The sequence below is a fragment of the Bacterioplanoides pacificum genome, assembly GCF_042648445.1.
Lineage (GTDB): Bacteria > Pseudomonadota > Gammaproteobacteria > Pseudomonadales > Oceanobacteraceae > Bacterioplanoides > Bacterioplanoides pacificum.
The window spans coordinates 1-21,991 of the sequence record NZ_JBHRYB010000016.1; the positions used below are offsets into that span (position 1 = coordinate 1).

Here is a 21,991-nt window from a genome sequence, read left to right on the forward strand (position 1 = left end):
ACTCTGATAACGATGGTATTTCCGACACCACTGAGAAAGGTGACGCAGAAACACCACGTGACAGCGATGGCGATTTAATTCCGGATTATATGGATGAAGACTCCGATAACGACGGTATCGCCGACGCAGATGAAAAAGGAGACGCTGAAACTCCGCGCGACAGTGATGACGATGGCATCCCGGACTACCGCGATGATGACTCCGATAATGATGGAGTTGCAGATAGTCCTGAAACAGCTGGGGAAGATTATGACCGAGATGGCATCCCTGATTATCGAGATGCAATTAATGACTTGGATAAGCAGCAGGTCCAAACAGGTGTCTCTGGAGGAGCAGTTGGCCCTGTAATGATGTTACTTATTCTGGTGATATTGGTGCAGCGCTCTTTTGCCAAATTCATCGTATTAGTTTCTATAGTACTCCTGAGTCCGGTGGTCTATGCGGACGATTACTCTGGTTTCTATGGCGGGGTTGGTGTTGGCCGGAGTGAATTAGAACCCAAAATATCTGGCACCGGGTTCCGTCGAGATCAAAAGCATGATGACGCTTGGAAGTTATTAGCAGGTTACGATTGGAATGATCGTTGGTCGCTTGAAGGTTTTTATGCCGATTTAGGTAAAACCCACCTTGATCCTCAAGGTGAGGTTAGCTATCAAATGATGGGCGCTACTATGGTTGGCAATTATTGGTTATTTGGCAAAGCGCGGAAAAGCGGCAGCTTGTCTCTTTATGGCAAGGGGGGATTGGCTAATATGAACAACCAAGGAAAGGATTTGCGAGTCCAAAAACAAGAGTCGGTTCACTTTATGTTTGGGGCAGGGGTTGAGTACTATCTGCCTAAGGCAGTAAGCCTACGATTAGAATACGAAGTTTACGATCGTGATGCGTCATATTGGTCATTGAATATAGTTAAACGTTTCGGTGACAAGTCATCTAAATATCCCGTTCGACAGGAGACGAAGGTTAATAAAGAAGCTGTATTAGAGCCAGTGGAAGAAGCTGAAGAAAAATTAAATGCTATTGATAACACTGAGGTTGTGAAAGTTCATGCTCCTGAAGTGGCTGTGGTTGCCATTCCATCTATTCAGAAGGTTGATGAGATTATGGTAAATATTCGATTTTCAGTTAATTCCACTGAGATAGCGACAGATGACATGATGCTGTTAGAGGGGATTGCAAGAGACATCAAAAGCAATCCGGCTATGCGGATTGAAATTCAAGCCCATACTGACAGTCGGGGATCAGCTAGTTACAATCAGCAGCTATCCCAAAAGCGAGCGGAAGCCGTGAGCGATTATTTACAAGAACACGGTGTTGCCGAAGAACAGCTAATCGCCAAGGGTTATGGTGAGGCGCAACCGATCGCCAGTAACGACAATGCGACTGGGCGGGCGAAAAACCGCCGGGTGGAGTTTGTTGTGATCAGCCGCTGATCGCACTGTTACAAAAGCTGTGTTTGGGCCCCCTGCCAGTATTGGCCGGGGGCTTTTTTCTTTATACTCAGTGATCCTTCTTAACTGTACAGAGAACGAACATGTCTTTTGGCCAGGTGATTGCGCTGCTGAGCTTTGTTTTGTCGATGGGCACCATCGCACTAACCTATTGGGTCGGTACCAGCCAGGGAACCGCAGCCTTGTGCAACCCTTTTATCGATGGTTGTACCGATATCACCCATACCGGTATGAAAGGCGATGCCGGTTTTATTTTCCGCGGCGGTATGATTGCTGCGACCGCATTTTTTAGTGTCTGGTGGTACATCATGCGGCGCTGGATGCAGGACTATAACAATCGTATTGCCCTGGGGCTGATGCAGCTTTTTGGCACGCTCGCCGCCATCGGCTTGCTGGTCGGCACAGCTGTGCTGGTGCCGGAAAAAGACGCCACCCGCTGGGGTGTCCATGTTCGTGGCGCCAATCTGTTTTTTCAGGGCATGCTGATTGCCTTAACGATGAACTATGTGATGTTGTTCCGGGCGCGTAAACAGGGCCTGGTGGTGCCATCTTTCCTGGCCAAGTCGGTGGTTATGGCGATTTTATGGTTTATGTTTGTTGCCTTTGCCGGGGTAACCGTGGGCATCGACATGAGTCACGGCAAACGGATTATCGAATGGTGGGCAACGTTATTTATCGGCCTGTATTTTATAACGGCCTGGTGGGACTGGAAAAAAATACGCCTCGCCGTGAACTGATTACCAGCCGCTGCCCGGTCTGTCCGGCAGCCACTCGCACAAGGATGTGTCATGACTCTGCCACAACGCACCGCACTGTTTTCATTTGTTTTCCCGCTACTGGTCATTGCCGTCAGTTATTACCTCAGCTGGCAGGGTGGCCATGTCGAGTTGTGTAATCCGTTTCTTCAGGGCTGTGAAGCCATTACCGCCAGTGGCATTTATTATCCTGCTGCTTACGTGTTTCGTGGGCTGATTATCGCTTTTGTTTGTTTTGCATTGTGGTGGTATTGCGCCGGAGCCTGGCTCGAAAGTGTGCGTGAGGAACCTCTTAAACCCTGGTTACACCGTACGGTGCGTATTGCTATGGCAGCCTGTGTGTTGGGTATTGCTGCCGTTGCGGTGATGGGGGAAAACATGCTGCCGGTGAACGAACATCGTGGTTTATGGCGGTTTCATACAGCGCTGGCGGTGTTGTTTTTTTTAACCACTTCAGTCTGCCAGATACTGATGGCGCGTCGTATGCACCAGCTGAAGCAGCAACTGGATTTTCCACGCTGGAGTATCGCCGCTAAAGTGATTCTGGCGCTGTTGCAGCTGCTGTTATTAACGGTGTTTTTATTAGCCGTGGCTATCGGGGTAAAAACCACGCAGCTGGAACAGGTGATTGAATGGTGGCTGGCATTATTATCCAGTTTGTTTTTTCTCAGTGGTTATTGGGACTGGCGTGACTTCCGCCTGATACGACTGGAAAAAAGCACGGAGGTGACACCATGAAGCCGGGTTTTACTTTGCCACAAAAACTGGCGCTGGGCAGTTTCTGGTTATCACATCTGACCTTCTGGTTTACCTTATTGCTGGGCATGTGGCTGGGTAATACGCCAGTGTGTATACCTTATATTTCTGGCTGTACCAGCATTACTGCAACCGGCATACCCGAGCTACAGGGGTATTTTTTCCGGGCTGGTTTAATCTCTGCCTGTGTGTTGTTTGTTTTCTGGTGGTATTGCCTGAAAAGCTGGCTAATACAGCTGGCTCCTGCCAAACCTATTTTAACGGTACGCTGGATGGTGAGCCTGGGGATCGTCAGTTCGTTGTGTCTGATTGTGGCGACGGCGGTATTGCGGCCGGATAAAAGCCAGTTACCCTGGCAGCTTCATACCGTCGGTGCGGCGTTATTTTTCCTGATTTCTTTATTGGTTCAGACCCGGGTGACATTTTACCTGCGCGCCTTGGCACGCCAGGGGATCGATATCGGCAGTAGTCTGCCCGGCAAGTGGCGAATTATTGCAGCTCAGTGGTGTTTTCTGCTGTTGATGATCGGGCTGCAGTTAAGCGACAGCGGCAATGCGGCAAAAAATGTAGTGGAGTGGTGGATGGCGCTGCTGATTGGTGGTTATTACCTCAGCAGCGCTCAGGACTGGTCACATTTCCGGCTGACGGATGCCGAATAAACGGCTCTGGTCAGCCTTCGATGGCCTTACGGAAACGCTTCAGCGCGATGCTGAAAAATACCAGTCCGGATATGGCTAATAACAGCAACTGAGGCCATACATTCTGCAATCCGGCGCCACGATATAAGACGCCCTGAGAAAAGCTGACAAAATGACTGGAAGGTGACAGCTGCATCAGCCAGCGCACCAGGTCAGGCATACTTTCCTGGGGGGTGGTTCCGCCGGATAACAGGTACATAATCACAATCACCGGGATCACCAGTAAACCAAACTGGGCCATGGAATGGGTCACGGTACCCAACATGATGCTGAGTGAGGTCAGCGAAAACAAATACAATACCGCCCCCAGAGTAAACAGCCAGACTGAGCCCTGAATCGGCACCTGTAGCCACAGATGGACAACCAGCCATAACGATAATAACGCCACCACCAGAATAACCAGTCCGTTGGCCCAGATTTTTGCCAGCATAATTTCAGCCGGGGTCACCGGCATCACCAGTAAATGTTCGATGGTGCCGTGCTCGCGCTCACGGATCAGTGCCGCGCCGGTCAGAATTACCCCCAGCATGGTGATGCTGTTCACCAGCTGCATCAGCGAGTTAAACCAGACGGAACTGGAATTCGGATTAAATAACCGCCGCACATTAATATCGAGTGGCAGTTTGTCGCTCAGTTGTTGTCCGGGGCTGAGGTATTTCATCACTTCGGCAATAATAATCTGCTGAATATACACTGAGCCATTGCCCGCCTGAGTCATGGCTGAGGCGTCGACGTTTAACTGCAGTTGTGGCTGGCGGCCGGCCAGCAGATCTTTTTCGAAATCCGGCGGAAACACCAGTACAAAAACGTATTCGCCGTTTTCCAGCACCTCATTAATCCGGCTGGCGGGTATCTCCGCGGCGGCTTTAAACTGGGGGGGTAATAACGCCGCACTGATCTGACGACTGAGCAACGAATGATCGTCGTCGACCACGGCCACACTGGCGTCTTTGACTTCAAAACTGACGCCGGTAGAGATGGAATAAATCGCCAGTGAAAAAATATAGACAATCAGTATCATCAGCACGATATCGGCTTTCAGACTGAATAACTCTTTAACACCTAAGCGGCGGATATTGGCAAGATTCATTCAGCGCTCCTGCTTGTTCAGGCCGAGCCAGGCGAGAAGGGTAAACAACACAATAAAGCCGGCTAATGCCAGATGGTTAACCCACAGCTCCGGCCAGTGCAGCGATTTGGTAAAGGTACCGATACTGATCTGCTGGAACCAGGAAGCCGGAAAACTCAGCCCTAATATCTGGCCGGCCTGATTCAGCGAGGACACCGGCGTTAATAAACCGGAGAAATTCACCGCCGGCACAATACTTAACACCACCGAGGCAAACATGGCGGCGACCTGGGTACGGGTAAAGGTGGAGATGACCAGACCAAAACTGGTGGTGGCCCAGACGTATAACAGTGCCCCCAGTGTCAGAGCAGATAATGAGCCTTTCACCGGCACCTGAAATAACAACACCGCCAACGCCAGCAATGATAAATAGCTGATAAAAGCGATGACGATATACGGTGCCTGTTTGCCGGATAAAAATTCCAGCCTGGTCACCGGGGTTGAGTGGAAGTTGGCGATGGAACCGGTTTCTTTTTCCCGGACGATCCCCAGTGCTGTCATCATTGCCGGAATTAATACCAGCATCAGCATCACCACGCCGGGGACAATGGCATACACACTTTTAAAGCTCTGATTAAAATAAAAACGGGAATTCACCTGTAAGGGTAATAAATCCGCACTGGCGTAGGGTGAGCGCCGGAATACCCGTTGCAGCTCGTCCACCGTCATGCCGGTGATATAACCGGCGCTGGTTTCCGCTTTAAACGGCATCGCACCATCAATAAGAACATTAATCTGTGGCCGCTCTCGCTGTAAAAAATCACGGCCAAAATCGGGCGGAATTTCAACCACCAGAGTCAGCTCCCCTTGTTTTAATAATTCCAGCCCCTGTTGATAACTGCTGAGTGGTGTTTGTGGCTGAAAATAGCGCGAGCCGGATAAACTGGCTTCCAGTGCCCGGCTCTCGCGTGACTGATCGAGATCGAGCACCGCGTATTTTAATTCTTCCACATCGAACGAAATGCCATAACCGAAGGTCAGCATCAGTATTAATGGCCCGAATAAGGAAAACGCCAGACGGATCGGATCACGGATAATTTCCAGCGTTTCACGCCGGGCATAGGCCCACCAACGGCGCAGGCTGATGGCCGCCGCCGGTTTGTCGCTGACTGGTTTGCTGTTGTTCTTAGTGTTGGCTTTGGTGTTGGCTTCAGTGTTAGCGCTGTCGCTGGTCGGCTGCGCCTTATCGTCGTCCTGCGCTTCTGGCGGTAATTGTGAGGCTTCACGCAGGTAATCAACAAACGCGCCTTCGAGTGATTCAAAACCGCGTTGTTGCGCCAGCGTATCAGGCTGGCCAACCGCCAGCACTTCACCGGCATGCATCAGGGAAATACGGTCGCAGCGTTCGGCCTCATTCATAAAATGGGTGGAAATAAAAATCGTCACGCCATCTTCGCGCGACAACTTCACCAGCTGCCGCCAGAAGGCATCGCGGGCGACCGGATCGACACCGGAGGTGGGTTCATCGAGAATCAGAATTTCCGGCCGGTGTAATACCGCAACCGCCAGCTGCAGACGCTGGCGAATCCCCAGCGGCAGGCTTTCCGGCAGAGTATCGGCAACCTCACACAGATCAAACTGGGTTAATAATTCATCCACCCGCTGTTGTGCCTGGTCGCCGCTTAATTCATACAGACCGGCGTGTAATTGCAGGTTCTGACGCACGCTGATTTCGCCGTACAGCGAGAAACTCTGCGACATATAACCGACCTTACGGCGGGTAGCGATGTCTTTCGGATCCGGTTGCTGGCCGAATAACCGTGCTTCACCGGAAGAAATCGGTAACAGCCCGGTGAGCATTTTCATGGTGGTGGTTTTACCACAACCATTCGAGCCGAGAAAACCAAAAATTTCGCCGCGGCGAATGCGGAAGGAGACATTATTCACGGCAATAAAATCACCAAAGCGGCGGGTTAACCCCTGAGCTTCAATCGCCGGTTGCTCATCACTGAAACTCAGTGGCGGCACGACAACGTCCTGGTGACGACCCCGTTTCTGTTGTGGTAATAAACGAATAAATGCCTGTTCCAGCGTTTCACTGTGTGTTTGTTGCAACAGTTGTTGTGGCGAACCGGTGGCGATAATTTCGCCATCATCGAGCGCGGCCAGCCAGTCAAACTGTTGCGCTTCTTCCATATAAGCGGTGGCAACAATCACACTCATTTGTGGCCGCTGGCGCCGGATGCGGCTGATTAATTGCCAGAACTGCTGGCGTGATAACGGATCAACGCCAGTGGTCGGTTCGTCGAGAATCAATAAATCCGGATCGTGAATTAAGGCACAACAAAGGCTGAGTTTTTGTTTCATACCGCCGGATAATTTACCCGCCGGACGATCGAGAAAGGGTGCCAGGCCGGTTGCCCGGGTCAGCTGCTGAATACGCTGCTGGCGTTCTTCTGCCGGTTGGCCGAATAAATTAGCAAAAAAATCCAGGTTTTCACTGACACTCAGGGTCGGGTAGAGGTTACGTCCCAGCCCCTGGGGCATATAAGCAATGCGGGATAACGCCTGTTTGCGGAAGCGGCGCGAGCGGATATCACCGTCAAGCACCTGAATATCACCCTGCTGTAATTGTTTAACGCCGGTAATTAAGGCCAGCAGGGTGGATTTACCGACACCATCCGGGCCGATTAAACCGGCCATCAGTCCGGCCGGAATCGTCAGCTGGCCGACGCTTAATACCTTCTGTGTGCCGTAGTGATGACACACATCACGGGCTTCAACAATGGCTTTCATAAGGCGCCCTTATTGTTGACCGGAAGGTTCGCCAGCCGGAAGTTTTACCTGCAACGACTGTGGCCACGGTGCCTGAGCATCGGTTCGTACCCAGCCAATACCGCGTACGCCGGTTTTTACCACATCCTGATATTGCGCCAGCAGTTGTTCATCGATATTGATTTTAATGCGGAAAATCAGGTCGGCACGGGCTTCGCGGGTTTCGACCTGTTTCGGGGTGAACTGGGCGTCGGCGGCGATAAAGGAAATACGCGCCGGGATGACATACTCCGGTGCGGGGTCGAGAATAATACGTGCCTCATCCTGCATCCGCAGCTGGCCAATAATATCGGCCGTTAAAAACAGCTCCATATAAACATCGCTGGTATCCAGTAACGTCACCACATGACCACCGGCAGCAATCACTTCACCGGCGTTGACCAGTTTATATTGCACCCGGCCATTACGTGGTGCGCGGATTTCAGTGTCATCGAGCAGGGTTTCCAGCTGTGCCAGTCCGGCGCGGGCGGCATCCACACTGGCTAAGGTCCGTTTTTTCGTGGCCTCGGCCAGACGTAATGTCGCCACGGCGGAATCGTACTGGGTTTGCGCCAGTTCCAGCTTTTCTTTGGGGGCGACTTTTTTCCGGTACATGGAACGGGCGCGTTTGAGATCGGCATCGGCCTGTTTTAACAGGCTCTGGCGCTGGCTGATGGCGGCGTCGGCTTCTTCGGCGGCTAACTCGGCCTGGGTAATCATCGCCATCGCTTCACTGCGTTTGGCCAGCAGTTGTTGGTTATCCAGCCGCACCAGAACATCACCGGCCTTTACCTGATCGCCTTCTTTTACCAGCACCTGGGCGATACGTCCTGCCTGCTTACTGGCAATGGTGACCTGTTCGGCTTCGATCCGGCCATTACTGAAACTGAAACCTTCGGGTTGATCGCTGTTTTGCCATAACAATAACCAGCCGATAACGGCCAGGGCGGCGACAAAAAACACAAGCATTAAGTAGCGGAGAGGTTTCATAACAGTTCCTTGAATGGCTGAGCTGACCGAGTGGCTGATTATGTGTCTTATCAGCAGTTCTGGCCAGCGATTCAGATCAAGATAGGTTCAATAGGCTGTCTCATCTTCGGGACACTGTGTTGCCCTTGATTGAGTGAATCCTGATGACCGATGAGGGCACAGCATGACGATGCAATTAATTGCTGTGAATACCGCTGTTAAATCTGTCATTATTGACCGGTCTAACGTCATGGATTGGTTATGAGTCAGCTTTACGATCATTACAGCAGCGCTATTTTTTACCCCAACAGTCTGGCCGGCGCCAATGCCGATGAGGTGCTGGCGTTATACATTAGTTATCAGACGGAAATGACTGATATCCAGCCATACCGGCAGTTGGAATACCTGTCTTATGCGTTTGCCAAAGTGGATACCGAGGGCCTGGCCGGGTTAACCCGGCTGCGCCATTTCAGCTGTCAGCGCTCTTTTCTCAGCCGCCAGTGCCGTTTGTTGCCATTGTTACGCAGCAACACCGGGTTGCAGGAGTTGCAGTTGCATGAGGTTCAACTGAATGACGATGATGCCCGGACGCTGGTGACGTTTTCACAGCTGCGCTACCTGGAATTAACCGCCATTGAGTTGCCGCCACTGCCACAGGACTGGGCGCAGTTGCAGCAGCTGCAACACCTGAGTTTAGCGACTTGTGGCCTGCCAGAGATCCCGCCAGTAATTGCTGAATTAGCGCAGCTGACCCATCTCGACCTGAGTAATAACCCGTTAACCGAATTGCCGTCCTGGTTATTGCAGTTGCCACATCTCACCACGCTGGATATCTCCGGCTGCCAGCTAACCAGCCTGCCAGACTGGTTAGCGGATTTACCCGCGATTAAAACCATTGAGGCAAAAGGTAATCCGTTCAGTCAGCTGCCAACATCATTAGCGCGACTGAAGTCCCGGCTGAAAATCGAACCGGTTAAAAAAGCCCTGTATGACGAAAAAACCCGCCTGCGGCTACAGCAGAAATCACGTCAGATCAGCGACTTCGCAGACTTTGGTTTTAAGCTGATGGTTGTGCAGCAGCTGATGTACGACGAAAAACTTATCACCCCGGCATTTGATATCTATGACTTTGTACAGCAGCCAGAAAATGCCCACATCGACCCGGAAGGGGATGAGGCATACCAGGTGTTAGCCGAAGTGAAAACCTGGTTTGAACAATTGGCCATTCCGGAATATCTGTTACAGCAAATCAGTGAGCTGCACGCCGATGCTGGCGATGAAATTTATAGTCAGCTATGCCCGCAATGGAACGGTTATGACGACTATTTTGCGGTTAACAGTTGTGCCGATAAACGACTGTTACCACAACTGAAAAAAATTATTTCACCGTTTTTAACCGAAGCCTGTATCGCTGAAGCGCAATCGCTCGGTATTGAAGCCGACGACGCCTGATTGCCTTGTGGCACACTTAATTGAATTGAATCGAACTGAACTGAGTTGAGTTGAGTTGAGTTGAGTTGAGTTGAGTTGAGTTGAGTTGAGTTGAGTTGAGTTAAAAAGTATCGGCCGCCAGGGCTGAGAAGGAAAACCGTATGATGAATGTAAAACTGAATGCCATGCACCTGCATATTCTGGAATTATTAAAACAGCTGGACATTCGCTGTTTGATCGATGATCAATATCAGGATGTACGTCAGGACTATATGCAGCTGTGGTTACCACAACCACTGACCGAAACAGAATTTAAACTACTGGAAAAGTTTCATAAAAAACATTACGCCATCTGGTCCAATACCGAACATCCCTGGGGGAATGTGAAGCGCGATCTGGAGCTGGAACATATGGATGCCGGTTCCTACAGTAAAACCAAAGCGACGCTGGTGATGATCAGAATGACTGAACGATTGGAGTTTGAGCAGGCCTGGCAACAACGTATCGGTGTTGTGTACAACGATAGCGATCTGGATTTTGTTGCCAGTCGTTGTGATCAGCCTGCGCAGATTGATCCACAAAGCCAGGCAATCGCGAACAGCTTTTCTGATGACTGGTTAAAAACCGTTGCCGCTCTGGAACTGTTTAATACCCGTTATCTGGTTTACAACAAAGTCGTGCGTGGCGGCGACATGGTACTGGGTGACAGCAGCCTGTTACACCTGTGGCTTGACCCGGATGGCGACAACCCGAAACAGACGCGTAAAGCCATTGATCATAACACCGGCAACCCGGGTGGCATCGCCAACTATAAACGTGGCGCCCGTACCATTAAACAGGGGAAATGTCTGCGTAAAACCGAGCTTAACGGACGGGACTTTGCTGAGGTGTATCAGCGTCGGCAGCGGATTAATATTAATGGCGTGATGATATCCATGATGAACCCGGAGGATTTTGGTTGATCTAGAGAAAGAACTTCCAACGGGTGGTGAGTGCCATACTGGCTCACTGCTCAGCTTTATGCTGGTTAAGTAAAACTGTGACACGCAAGTCATCCTCTAGTACAGTAAAAAACTTCCAAAAATTATAATGATCTTCTTTAAGTAACAAAGGTCTTTTAGAGGTGGTATGGCAAATAATGTGCTTTTTTATATCGCAGGTGATGCGGGAATCGCTGATCGCCGAACATCGGTTTTACATTGATCAGGCCCGTAGCCGATTATTATCACAGTTTAGCAATATTAGTGACGAAGCCGATAAAGCCGCTAATGATTACTGGGAAAAGCGAGAAGAAACCTTAAACCCTGATTTTTATGATCCTTGCAGCATTGCCGAAGCCGCTTATCAAATGGGTGGCGATTATTATTGTTTATTAACTGAGATGCATGAGAGTACCCGGCTAAGCGTCGTCGCTGGAATGTATCATCAGTGGGATAAAAAGCTACGTGAATGGCTGGTGTGGGAGTCGCAGAAATTTGGCGGCAGGGCTGCGGTTGAAGAAACGTTTTGGCGCAAACCATTTAAAGACATAATTAATCTACTGGATCGATTAGGCTGGGATGTATCTGGAAAACCGTATTTTAACTCGTTGAAAGCTTGTGACCTAGTCGTTAATGTATACAAGCATGGAGAGGGGCGATCGCTCAATGAGTTGAAACAAGAGTTTCCGCAGTTTCTTCCTGACCCTTTAAGTGAGCATTCGTTTGATCGTGCTGATAATTCATGGATTGATCATACTCACTTACGGGTATCCGATGCTCAGTTGCAAAGCTTTTCCGATGCAATCGTCGAATTTTGGCGGAACATACCTGAGTATACGCTGGATTCAGAAGACTTAAGCGCACCATCCTGGCTGATCAGAGCAATCCAAACAGATGCGGAAGCCAACATATGATCAATAATTCTCAATACATACCAGCAGCCGAATCCCTCACGGTTGAATTCAAAAGTGACCGAAAGCGTCTGCCAGACGATGAGCTGGTGCAGGCGTTAGTGTGCCTGGCTAATACCGAGGGCGGTGAATTATGGCTGGGTGTCGAGGATGACGCCACACCAACCGGCCTGCATGCAGCCCATATGAACTTAACCGGCCTGCCGGGGTTAGTTGCTGCCCGCACCTCACCTGCATTGCAGGTTACGGTTGAGGCGATAGAGGTGGATGGTGCAAATGGTTCTGTGAGGGTCGCTCGTATTCTGGTGCCCAAGGCGACGCATTCTGAAATCGCGACTATGTCTGGTCAGTACCTGCATCGTCGTATTAAACAGGACGGCACACCTGAGTGTGTGGCTATGCTGCCACATGAGCGCACCAGCCGATCTTCCAGAATTGGTATTTTTGATGCCTCCGCGCAGGTGGTGACAGGGGCCACTGTTGCAGATTTTGACCCGATTGAACGCGAGCGTCTGCGCCAGGCTGTGCAGCATTACGGCGGTGACAGGGTTTTGCTTGAGCTGGATGATGAGCAACTGGATGCAGCGCTCGGCTTCACTGCCCGAGCAGCCAGTGGTGAGCGTTTACCTACCCTGACCGGCTTATTGGTGATTGGCCGTGAAACAGCGATTCGCGATCTTGTACCTACTCATGAGTTGGCGTTCCAGGTGCTTGAACAGGAATACGTGCGTTTTAATGAGTTTCGGCGTTTTCCTTTATTGAAAGCACTTGAATGGTTAGAAACCAACTTCCGTCCCTATAACCCAGAGCGTGAAATCCAAGTTGGGCTGTTTCGTGTTCCTGTTCCTATGGTGGATTTGGGTGCATTTCGTGAAGCCGTTGCCAATGGGTTGGTCCACCGGGATTATCATCGTCTTGGTGCGGTGCATGTGCGGTTAAACGATGACGGTCTGACGATCAGTAACCCAGGTGGGCTGGTGGACGGTGTCACTATCGGGAATCTTCTGAGTACTGAGCCGCGTCCGCGTAACCCAAGGTTAGCCGATGTAATGAAACGCATTGGTGTTGTAGAACGCTCGGGGCGCGGTGTAGATAAAATCTACCGTGGTATGCTCCGTTTTGGCCGCCCTCAGCCTGATTACAACCGCACGGATTACAACAATGTAATTCTACGTCTTGAAACAGTGGAGGCCGACGAGGTTTTTCTGCGCTTAGTTGTCGAGCAGGAAAACCAGAGTGGCAGTCTGCCAGTCGATAGCCTGATTGTGCTGTCGGCGTTAAAAGGTCAGAAGCGTATGAATGCGGAAGAGCTGGCTGGGTTGGTGCAACAGGATGTCGCTGTTGCCAAGCGTACCATCGAGTCATTGGTTGAAACCGGGCTGGTAGAAGCACATGGTAAGACTCGTGGCCGAACTTATACCTTGTCGGTGGCCATGTATCAGGCCAAGGGAGATAAGGCTGCGTATACCCGTCAGGCGGGCTTTAGCAAGCTACAGAACGAACAGATGGTGCTCAATTATGTCAAACAACATCAGCGTATTCAGAGGGCGGAAGTAATAGAGCTGTGCCACTTGACCAAAGACCAGGCTGCTCAGTTGTTACGGAAGCTCGCGGACTCTGGTGAGATTGCCCTGTGTGGGAAGGGACGGGGAGCTTACTATCAGTTGGCTGATAGGGGATGAGTATCTTATATGCTCGTTTATGCTCGTTTATGCTCGTTTATGCTCGTTTATGCTCGTTTATGCTCGTTTATGCTCGTAAAAGTGTGATGATATCCATGATGAACCCGGAGGATTTTGGTTGAGCAGGTGTTGAATCGCTTTTGAGTGTTGAGTGCCACTTGTTTTCCGGATAGTTGATATCCTAGAAAACAAGTGGAGACAGCCGAGGTTTTCCAGCCGCTTTATTGCATTATTGTGCTGATGATTTTTTCCACTTCACGTTTACTGAAACCGGCAACGGGAATTAAAAAACGGCTGTCGTCTTTTGTTCTGATATAAATATGTGGGTTGCTGCTGGTGTAATTATTGATGATTTCAATAATCTCTTCAGATTTTATGTTCCCATGTACCGTGCCTTTGCTGCCAAAAGTGATATTGCCATTGGTCACGGATATTACTGAACGCTGGGCATTGGTTATATAAGATAGAATCAGCCAGATTGCGGCTGTGGAAAGGCCGGTATAAAACGCAACTGAGTTGATCTTGCCCTGCGACAGGTAGGCGCCGGCCATAAAGGCGAAAAAAATGAGTATCGCATGCCAATAGGGCATGTAACGATTATTGGATTTTGCTGAAAATTTCATCGTTTATAAGAGTAAGACGCCCTCATCAACAGGGACGTTTCTTCCTTCCTTTGGATGTTTCTTGTACAAACGAGCGCGTCGCAGGTTCCGATGTTATCTTCGTTTGCAGACTCTGACGATTGTTTATCAGGCGTCCTGCCGGATCAAGTTGTTGTCGAACCTATCAGAGGTTCTCATCCCCATCGGGCTGTACAAAGATTTCGATAACTAAGAAGGATTGTTGAAGCAGGCAGCTTCGGATAGATATTCAGAATGGCCCGCCCGAGAGGATTACTGGCGGCCTGCGGCCCATCGTCGCAAGCTCCGATGTTCTCTCCGCTCGCAGGCTCGCTATGAGCCGAACCTGTCAGAGGTTCTCATCCCCATCGGGCTGTACAAAGATTTCGATCACTAAGAAGGATTGTTGAAGCAGGCAGCTTCGGATAGAGATTCAGAATGGCCCGCCCGAGAGGATTACTGGCGGCCTGCGGCCCATCGTCGCAAGCTCCGATGTTCTCTCTGCTCGCAGGCTCGCTATGAGTCGAACCTATCAGAGGTTCTCATCCCCATCGGGCTGTACAAAGATTTCGATCACTAAGAAGGATTGTTGAAGCAGGCAGCTTCGGATAGAGATTCAGAATGGCCCGCCCGAGAGGATTCGAACCTCTGACCTCTGCCTCCGGAGGGCAGCGCTCTATCCAGCTGAGCTACGGGCGGAACGGCGGCTATTCTACCTACTTTCAATAGCTTACGCTACTGTTACGGCACGATTACTCAATCAGGGTGAAATCGTGCGCCACCAGGTTGTTATCCATCAGGAGTAAGCCACAGCAAATAGCCGCTTAAGGTCAGTAGAGAGCCGACGGTGGATAACAAAATCGTGCGCGATACCAGCGACGCTTCGTGGCGGTAAAACTCGGCCAACATATAAGGTCCGGTGCCGGTCGGCAGTGCGCTGAGCAATACCGCCGCCACCGCCCAGCGTGGTGGCAAGGCAAACACCCAATAGGCCAGTACCGCGGCTAATAACGGGTGCAGCAGCAGTTTCATCAGCACCAGTGCCAGGCTGCCGCTGGCAGAACCCGGTTGTTTATGCGCCAGAAAAGCGCCGAGGGAAATCAGCGCACAGGGAACGGTGGCATCACCGGCTAACTGCAGGAAGGTGGCGGCCATCTGTGGCATCGCTAAACCACTGAAGTTCCAGAGAATGCCAATAAAGGGCGATACCACTAACGGATTTTTTAATAACGCCTGGCTGACCTTTATTAACGCGCCGACCAGCCCCTGGCTGGCATGCAGGCTGACTTCGATCAGGGTGACGGCGATGGCAAATAAGCCACACACCACAATTAAGGTGGCGATTAAAGCCGGTTCCAGCCCGGCATCGCCGAGCACAAATAAACACAGCGGAATGCCGACGTAACCTGTGTTGGCGTACGACGCTCCTAAAGCGTCCAGGCTGGCGGAGGCCATGGCGGCACCGCGCCATAAGCGCCAGGCAAAGCAGAGTATAAACAGCAGCAGGGTTGCCAGGGTGAAGGTCATGACAAAGCCGCCGTGCCAGATCTGACGCAGTTCCGTGGTGGCGGTGGTGTGAATCAGCAACGCCGGCAAACACAGCCACACCACCAGGCGGTTTAATTCAGCGGCGGCGGTGGCACCGAGAATACGGCTGCGGCGGCCAATAAAGCCGGCCAGAATCAGCGCAAAAATCGGGGTCAGAATGGTCAATACCTGCAGCATAACCGGGTTCCATCGGGTAACAGAGTCATGATTGTCGGTGTTCGGTAAGTCGGGGTCTATACGATTTAAGGGGCATTCTGTACCCCAGCGAAGGCAATGTGCTGATGGATAACTTCGAGTTATTTAATCTGGTCAGCTCACTGTATAACATCCATCTGTTACTGGGGCCGGTGTTGCTGGTGCTGAATGTGATGCTGGCACGGCGTATGTTTGGTCGCTGGCTGATGGTGCCGTTTGGTTTAATCAATTCTGCTTTTATTAATTTGATGCCACTGCTGGCCAATATAAATAGTCATAGCGTCCGTCCGGATGATCTGATGGTGGTGACCCTGCTGGTTCCGGCCGCTTTTATGATCGCCTATGCGGTTTTTTATGCCTTTGATTTCTGGGGTCAGTTCTGGCTGTACCTGCTGATGTTTATGATCTTCCCCTGGATCCGGCTGATGTCGTTTGCGCTGCAGTTTATGGCACTGCTGCGTCCGGCGGATGGCCCTGACGACCATCCGCGTTGATACATTATTTCTGATCACCGTGGGCGGCGTCCTGCCAGCGTTCCGGGGCGTAGGAAAAGGTGGGAAGTCGCCAGTGCCAGCGCAGTGCGCTCATGCGCAATAACAGCCCGACACTGAACGACGCCAGCAGCACAATATCGCCGTCAAGCTGCCACTGTTGTAATTGCAGGTAGAGCAGGGCAACCAGCAGCGACACGCTGGCGTATAACTCTCGGTGCAACACTTCCGGCCGGCGGTTGCATAATAAGTCGCGCAGAATGCCGCCAAAAATGCCAGTAATAATGCCCGCCATAACGACGACAACCGGGCTGTAACCCAGTTGCTGGCCAACGTTGCAGCCGATCAGGGTAAAGGCCACCAGGCCAATCGCATCCAGTACCAGAAACAGCTGTTGCAGTTTGTGCACCAGCTTCACAACCAGCATGGTGGATAAACCGGCACCGACGGTGAGGTAGATGTATTCCGGATGTTGGGTCCAGTTCACCGGAAAATTACCGAGCAGAATATCGCGCACTGTGCCACCGCCCAAAGCGGTGAGGAAGGCGATCAGAGAAACACCAAATAGGTCCATATTACGGCGCCCGGCGGCGAGTGCACCGGTCATGGCTTCGGCGGTGATAGCAATAAGATAAGCAAGGGTCAGCATACAGAAATACCTTAGTCTGTATTGCCCCTCCCCCTGTCCGGTTACCTGAGAGTTTAGCCACAAGCGTCGTTGCCTGTGATTTGCTCCGTCGGTGGGTTGCCTGTGCAACCGCTCTCCAGTTGGCGATTTCAGATTCTGCAGTCCGGGTGCCTGAGCGTTTATGGGAGCTTGCGCCTTCGGCGGATGGCCAATGCCACCTCTCTCCTGCAGAGCTGGCATTGTAGGCGGTGAGCCACTAACTCTCAAGTCCGGCTGATCGGCTGGTGACGAAAGTCAGCCAAGCAGAATCTTCAGCTCGGCGATGACGGGTGGGTTTTTCTCGGCCAGGGCTTGCAATACCGGCTGATGCAGACGACGTTTGTGCTCGGCAAAAATCGGCCGGCTTTTATTAAAGCTACGGGCAAATTCCAGCGCCCCCTGATGCAGTGCGTCTACTGAACCGAAGGTTTTATCGATAAAAGTGGCTTCTGCCATTTCATCGGCACTCATCTTACGGCCAGTCAGAATCATCTCGTTAAACGTATGCTTAGGTATCGCTTTCAGAATGACGTCGATTAAACCCGGCATAAAGGGAATGTTCATATCCACTTCCGGAAAACACACGTAACCACGGTCTGCCCGCATAAAGCGGAAATCGCACGCCGCGGCAAGCACGATACCATTACCAAAAGTATGGCCGTTAATCGCGGCGATAATCGGCATTGGATACTGCATCATCAGGGTATAGATTTCATCCATGGTGGATAAAAAGGCTTTGACGTCGTTGTGTTTGCCACTCTGAATACTGCTCATCAGCCACATCACATCAATGCCCTGGCTCCAGTTCTTTTCGTCACTGGAGGTGAGGATTAATGCTTTGTTGGACTTTTCCGCTTCAACGTCTTTCAGCAGTACCAGAAGTTCCTGAGCGAACTCCAGATTGTTGGCATTTTTGCCATTATCCATCGAGATAATAGCGACTTTTCCGTCGTTTTTAAGGCTCAATAAGGACATGGCAATTACTCGTCTTCCAAACCAGCCAGTGGTGGCACTGTGCCACGTACGTAAGCTTCGGGCTGCTGAACAAATAAGTCCGGCATTAAATCGGTTTTATCACTTTCAGGATTGGCACGGTACTGGTCAAAATTGCTGACGCCGTGATCGCGCAGGAATTCTTCATCAATCAATAGCTGGCCGGTAACTTCGCGACCGGTCTTTTGCAGCAGGGTGTAAGCGGCATCGGCCATGATCTTTGGCCCGCGGGCACGATCAAACGATTGTTTGCCACCAAACGAGGTTGCATCGGTATGAATCACAGTACGTGGCCATAACGCGTTTACGGCAATACCGTAACGCTTAAACTCATCCGACATACCCAGGGTCAGCATCGACATGCCGTATTTGGTTAAGGTGTAAGGCGAGTGATTACGCAACCAGCGGCGATCAAAATCCAGCGGCGGGCAGAGGCTTAAAATATGACCGTGTTCGGATTTCTTCAGATGGGGCAGGGCTTTCTGGCTAAGCAAAAACACCGCGCGGAAGTTCACCTGCATCATTAGGTCGAACTTTTTCAGCGGTGTGCTTTCAACACCGGCAAGAGCAATGGCACCGGCGTTGTTAATAATGATGTCGATGCCACCAAATCGCTCAACGGTTTTGGCAATCAGGTTGTCGATGTCTTCTTCAGAACGAACGTCGACTTTAATTGCCAGCGCCTGGCCACCGGCTTGTTCCACTTCTTCAGCAACACTGTGGATGGTGCCTTTTAATTTCGGATGAGGCTCATCAGACTTTGCTGCGATCACAATGTTAGCGCCATCACGGGCGCAGCTGAGTGCGATCTCGCGGCCAATGCCACGGCTGGCACCGGTAATAATAATGGTTTTATTGTTTAAGTTAGCCATTGTGTTTACCTGTTTCTTTTTAGCTGATGACAACACTTCAGCTATTTATATGCGAAAGACTACATTAAAGAACGCAATACTTTCTGACGCCGCCCCGAAGGCACATCCATGTGCCTGCCGGGCGGACGCAACATCCTGTTGCTGCTCTCGAAAGCATTTCATTCTTCAATGTTTTAATTTAATTAAGCGTCAGCTTCTTCTAACTGAATTAATAACTGACGACCTTTAACCTGATCCCCTTCATTAATCAGTACTTCTTTAACCGTGCCGCTAACGCCCGCTTTTAACGGATGTTCCATTTTCATGGCCTCCAGTACCGCCAACGTCTGGCCCTGTTCTACCGGCTGGCCGGCTTCCACCAATAGCGCAATCAGGGCGCCGTCCATGGAGGCGCGAATCTGGTCGGAGCCACCGGCCTGGCTGCTGGCGGACATCAGTGTGACATCACGCAGCTGTAAATTGCCTCGTGGAGTATCCAGCCAACATTCACTGGCACTTGGCTGAACGTAATGTACGGATCGCTGAATGCCGTTTAATTCATAACGCAGCTGGTGGTTATCGCGGGAAATAGCGCGCAGCGTGAAGTTTTCTTCAGTCGCGATCAGTTTTACATGAATCAAACTGCGGTCTGTACTGTCCTGTTGGATTTCAACTTCCGCCACATCGTCGTTATGAGCAATTTTGCTGAAACGTACGCCCAGGGCATTATTGTGAAAACCATCCGGTGCATTAAGAATAAAAGCGGCCAGGGCAATATCTTGCGGCTGTGCTTTCAGTGGCTGCATGCAGTCGGAATTCTCCATGTGGTCGGCGATAAAAGCGGTGCTGGCCTGGCCGTTAATAAACTGCGGATGTTGTAAACACTGAGCCAGAAAAGCACGGTTATCCTGAATGCCCAATAATGCAGAATCCTGTACCAGCCGCACCAAACGACGGCGTGCCTGTTCACGATTGCTGCCATAACTGATCAGTTTGGCTAGCATCGGGTCGTAGTGCGGGGTAACGGTCTGGCCTTGTGCGATGCCACTGTCTACCCGTAAACCATCCAGCGGAATTCCGCCTTCCCGGTCGGCGGGCTGCCATAATAATAATTCACCGGTTTGTGGAACGAAGTGGTTGGCCGGATCTTCGGCATATAACCGCACTTCCATCGCATGGCCGGTTAACTGCACATCTTCCTGGGTCAGGCCCAGTGGTTCGCCGGCGGCAACCTGTAATTGCAACGCCACTAAGTCCAGGCCGGTAATTAACTCGGTAACCGGGTGTTCTACCTGCAACCGGGTATTCATTTCCAGGAAATAGAAATTTTTATTGTGGTCGACTAAAAACTCAACCGTACCGGCACCACGGTAGTTGCAGCTTTTAGCGGCGGCCACCGCAGCCTGGCCCATCGCCTGACGTAATTCGGCATCAACAAATGGCGAAGGCGCTTCTTCCACTACTTTTTGATGGCGCCGTTGTACTGAGCAATCGCGTTCTCCCAGATAAATCGTATTACCGGCGTTGTCGGCAAAGACCTGAATCTCGATATGGCGCGGTTGTAATACGGCCTTTTCAATAATCAGTTCACCATCACCAAAGGCGTTTTGTGCCTCTGAACGGGCGGAACGAATATCTTCATCCAGCGTGTCGCTGTCTGTGACTAATCGCATGCCGCGACCACCGCCACCGGCGCTGGCTTTTAACATCACGGGTGTGCCGATTGCCAATGCCGCTTTTTTCAGTGCGTCGTCGGACTGATCAGCCCCTTCATAACCGGGAATACAAGGTACTCCGGCCTCAATCATGGCTATTTTGGATTGCCGTTTGCTGCCCATTAATTCAATGGCTGTGGCATCCGGGCCAATAAATACCAGCCCGGCGTCGCTGACGGCCCGGGAAAATCCGGCATTTTCCGATAAAAAACCATAACCCGGATGAATAGCATCCGCCCCGGTGCTGGCGGCAGCGGCCAGGATTTTATCGCCGCATAAGTAGCTTTCGCCCACAGCCGCGGGGCCGATACATACCGCTTCGTCAGCTGCCTGTACATGAGGGGCTTGCCGGTCTGCCTCGGAAAAAACCGCTACCGTGCGGTAACCCTGAGCTTTAGCTGTGCGAATAACACGAAGCGCAATTTCGCCTCGGTTAGCGACTAAGATTTTCTGAAAACGGGTGTTATTTGTCATAGTCAGAAGCCCAGTTTGGTTGACGTTTTTCCATAAAAGCGCTGGCGCCTTCACGCCCTTCATTGCCGACTGCTGCGGCAAAATCTTCGGCGGCCTGATCTAATAACCGGCTTACGGATTGACCATTTTCTGTATCCACGCTGTTATTCACCGCATGTAGCAGTGCTTTGGTATCGGCCGTTGCCTGTGGTGCACACTTCAGTGCGGATTGAATACCTTGCTGAATCAATTGCTGATGATGTTCATCAGAATCTGCCAGCTGGTGGACCAGCCCCAGGCTTAATGCTTCGGCTGCGCTGATTTTCTGACCCAGCAAGGCTAAACGGCGAGCTTGTGTCAGACCGATACGCTTCACCACAAACGGCGCAATTTGTGCCGGGATAATGCCGAGTGAGGTTTCCGGCAGGGCAAAACGTGCGCCTGGCTCAGCAATGGCATAATCACTGACACAAGCCAGACCAAAACCACCGCCCATCACGGCGCCTTTGAGAGAGCAGATCACTACGACGGGTAATTGGTCAGCGGTTTCAATCATATGACCAAATGCACGGTTAAAGTCGCGCAGTTTTTTTGCATCACCACCGGCATTTTGCATGTCTTTAATATCGCCGCCGGCGCAGAAGTGATCGCCAGCGCCTTCAATTAACAGAACACGGTGGCCGCTGCTTTTCACGGTTTCCATCACGGCAACCAATTCCATAACCATTTCCAGGCTCATGGCGTTGGCAAGCGTGGGCCGGTTCAGGCGTACCGTCAGCAGTGGTTGCTGATCGATAATTTCCAGGGTATTAAAATTTTGTGTTAGCTCGTTCATATTAAAGCCCGGTATCTGGATTAAATCGCTGTAACTTGAATGTGTTTGTAGCAACCCTCGGGCGCATGGATGCGCCGGAAGAGCCTACAAGGATGTATTTACGGCGA

19 protein-coding genes, 1 tRNA gene and 1 riboswitch are annotated in these 21,991 nt (G+C 51.1%); of the genes, 9 read left to right on the top strand and 11 right to left on the bottom strand.

Annotated elements, in window-relative coordinates; genetic code table 11:
* The 4 genes from ACFOMG_RS15920 to ACFOMG_RS15935 form a co-directional block, all read left to right on the top strand.
* Positions 1-1,433: OmpA family protein (locus tag ACFOMG_RS15920; RefSeq protein WP_376868090.1), on the top strand; the 1,433-nt coding region annotated here is incomplete at its 5' end.
* Positions 1,434-1,534: 101 nt separating this feature from the next.
* On the top strand, positions 1,535-2,188 hold the full coding sequence (locus ACFOMG_RS15925; protein WP_376868092.1) for a hypothetical protein: 654 nt from the start codon (positions 1,535-1,537) through the stop codon (positions 2,186-2,188).
* A gap of 51 nt (positions 2,189-2,239) precedes the next feature.
* Positions 2,240-2,944 carry a hypothetical protein gene (locus ACFOMG_RS15930; RefSeq protein ID WP_376868093.1) on the top strand — a complete coding sequence of 235 codons (705 nt, stop codon included), beginning with the start codon at positions 2,240-2,242 and terminating at the stop codon, positions 2,942-2,944.
* Positions 2,941-3,621 carry a hypothetical protein gene (locus tag ACFOMG_RS15935; protein WP_376868094.1) on the top strand — a complete coding sequence of 227 codons (681 nt, stop codon included), beginning with the start codon at positions 2,941-2,943 and terminating at the stop codon, positions 3,619-3,621. The genes ACFOMG_RS15930 and ACFOMG_RS15935 overlap by 4 nt, the downstream gene beginning before the upstream one ends.
* A gap of 10 nt (positions 3,622-3,631) precedes the next feature.
* Here the strand turns inward: ACFOMG_RS15935 and ACFOMG_RS15940 are convergent, their stop codons facing one another.
* The 3 genes from ACFOMG_RS15940 to ACFOMG_RS15950 are packed head-to-tail and all read right to left on the bottom strand — an operon-like array spanning position 3,632 to position 8,533.
* The gene (locus ACFOMG_RS15940) at positions 3,632-4,750 is read right to left on the bottom strand and encodes an ABC transporter permease (RefSeq protein ID WP_376868095.1); all 1,119 of its coding nucleotides are present in this window, start codon (positions 4,748-4,750) and stop codon (positions 3,632-3,634) included.
* A complete protein-coding gene (gene rbbA, locus ACFOMG_RS15945) occupies positions 4,751-7,525 on the bottom strand; it encodes a ribosome-associated ATPase/putative transporter RbbA (RefSeq protein WP_376868096.1) in 2,775 nt (924 codons plus the stop codon).
* A 9-nt stretch (positions 7,526-7,534) separates the two neighbouring features.
* Complete coding sequence (locus ACFOMG_RS15950; protein WP_376868098.1) at positions 7,535-8,533, bottom strand: HlyD family secretion protein; 999 nt, start codon at positions 8,531-8,533, stop codon at positions 7,535-7,537.
* A 240-nt stretch (positions 8,534-8,773) separates the two neighbouring features.
* Between ACFOMG_RS15950 and ACFOMG_RS15955 the strand changes: the two genes are divergently transcribed.
* From ACFOMG_RS15955 to ACFOMG_RS15970, 4 genes are all read left to right on the top strand, one after another.
* Positions 8,774-9,964 (top strand): leucine-rich repeat domain-containing protein, encoded by a 1,191-nt coding sequence (locus ACFOMG_RS15955; RefSeq protein WP_376868099.1) that lies wholly within the window; start codon positions 8,774-8,776, stop codon positions 9,962-9,964.
* Between the two features lie 140 nt (positions 9,965-10,104).
* Positions 10,105-10,905, top strand: coding sequence for a hypothetical protein (locus ACFOMG_RS15960; protein WP_376868100.1), 801 nt, complete (start codon positions 10,105-10,107; stop codon positions 10,903-10,905).
* Positions 10,906-11,066: 161 nt separating this feature from the next.
* Positions 11,067-11,837 (top strand): hypothetical protein, encoded by a 771-nt coding sequence (locus tag ACFOMG_RS15965; protein ID WP_376868102.1) that lies wholly within the window; start codon positions 11,067-11,069, stop codon positions 11,835-11,837.
* Positions 11,834-13,516 (top strand): ATP-binding protein, encoded by a 1,683-nt coding sequence (locus ACFOMG_RS15970; RefSeq protein WP_376868103.1) that lies wholly within the window; start codon positions 11,834-11,836, stop codon positions 13,514-13,516. The genes ACFOMG_RS15965 and ACFOMG_RS15970 overlap by 4 nt, the downstream gene beginning before the upstream one ends.
* A gap of 221 nt (positions 13,517-13,737) precedes the next feature.
* Here the strand turns inward: ACFOMG_RS15970 and ACFOMG_RS15975 are convergent, their stop codons facing one another.
* The 3 genes from ACFOMG_RS15975 to ACFOMG_RS15985 form a co-directional block, all read right to left on the bottom strand.
* Entirely contained in the window at positions 13,738-14,106 is a 369-nt protein-coding gene (locus tag ACFOMG_RS15975) for a hypothetical protein (protein WP_376868105.1), read from the bottom strand.
* Between the two features lie 652 nt (positions 14,107-14,758).
* Positions 14,759-14,835: transfer RNA gene (locus ACFOMG_RS15980), tRNA-Arg, on the bottom strand.
* Between the two features lie 90 nt (positions 14,836-14,925).
* Positions 14,926-15,861: an AEC family transporter gene (locus ACFOMG_RS15985; protein ID WP_376868107.1), complete on the bottom strand. Its 936-nt coding sequence runs from the start codon at positions 15,859-15,861 to the stop codon at positions 14,926-14,928.
* Positions 15,862-15,965: 104 nt separating this feature from the next.
* Here ACFOMG_RS15985 and ACFOMG_RS15990 point away from each other — a divergent pair, with 104 nt between their 5' ends.
* Positions 15,966-16,373: a hypothetical protein gene (locus tag ACFOMG_RS15990; protein ID WP_376868109.1), complete on the top strand. Its 408-nt coding sequence runs from the start codon at positions 15,966-15,968 to the stop codon at positions 16,371-16,373.
* A 4-nt stretch (positions 16,374-16,377) separates the two neighbouring features.
* On the opposite strand, the gene ACFOMG_RS15995 is transcribed toward ACFOMG_RS15990, so the two are convergent.
* The 5 genes from ACFOMG_RS15995 to ACFOMG_RS16015 form a co-directional block, all read right to left on the bottom strand.
* A complete protein-coding gene (locus ACFOMG_RS15995) occupies positions 16,378-17,019 on the bottom strand; it encodes a trimeric intracellular cation channel family protein (protein WP_376868111.1) in 642 nt (213 codons plus the stop codon).
* 128 nt (positions 17,020-17,147) lie between these two features.
* Positions 17,148-17,236, bottom strand: a riboswitch (glycine riboswitch).
* 56 nt (positions 17,237-17,292) lie between these two features.
* Positions 17,293-18,012 carry an enoyl-CoA hydratase/isomerase family protein gene (locus ACFOMG_RS16000; protein ID WP_376868113.1) on the bottom strand — a complete coding sequence of 240 codons (720 nt, stop codon included), beginning with the start codon at positions 18,010-18,012 and terminating at the stop codon, positions 17,293-17,295.
* Positions 18,013-18,017: 5 nt separating this feature from the next.
* Entirely contained in the window at positions 18,018-18,902 is an 885-nt protein-coding gene (locus tag ACFOMG_RS16005; protein ID WP_376868115.1) for an SDR family oxidoreductase, read from the bottom strand.
* A 182-nt stretch (positions 18,903-19,084) separates the two neighbouring features.
* Positions 19,085-21,070 carry an acetyl/propionyl/methylcrotonyl-CoA carboxylase subunit alpha gene (locus tag ACFOMG_RS16010; RefSeq protein ID WP_376868116.1) on the bottom strand — a complete coding sequence of 662 codons (1,986 nt, stop codon included), beginning with the start codon at positions 21,068-21,070 and terminating at the stop codon, positions 19,085-19,087.
* Positions 21,060-21,884 (bottom strand): enoyl-CoA hydratase/isomerase family protein, encoded by an 825-nt coding sequence (locus ACFOMG_RS16015; RefSeq protein WP_376868117.1) that lies wholly within the window; start codon positions 21,882-21,884, stop codon positions 21,060-21,062. Before ACFOMG_RS16015 ends, ACFOMG_RS16010 begins: the two co-directional genes overlap by 11 nt.
* Between the last annotated feature and the right edge of the window lie 107 nt (positions 21,885-21,991).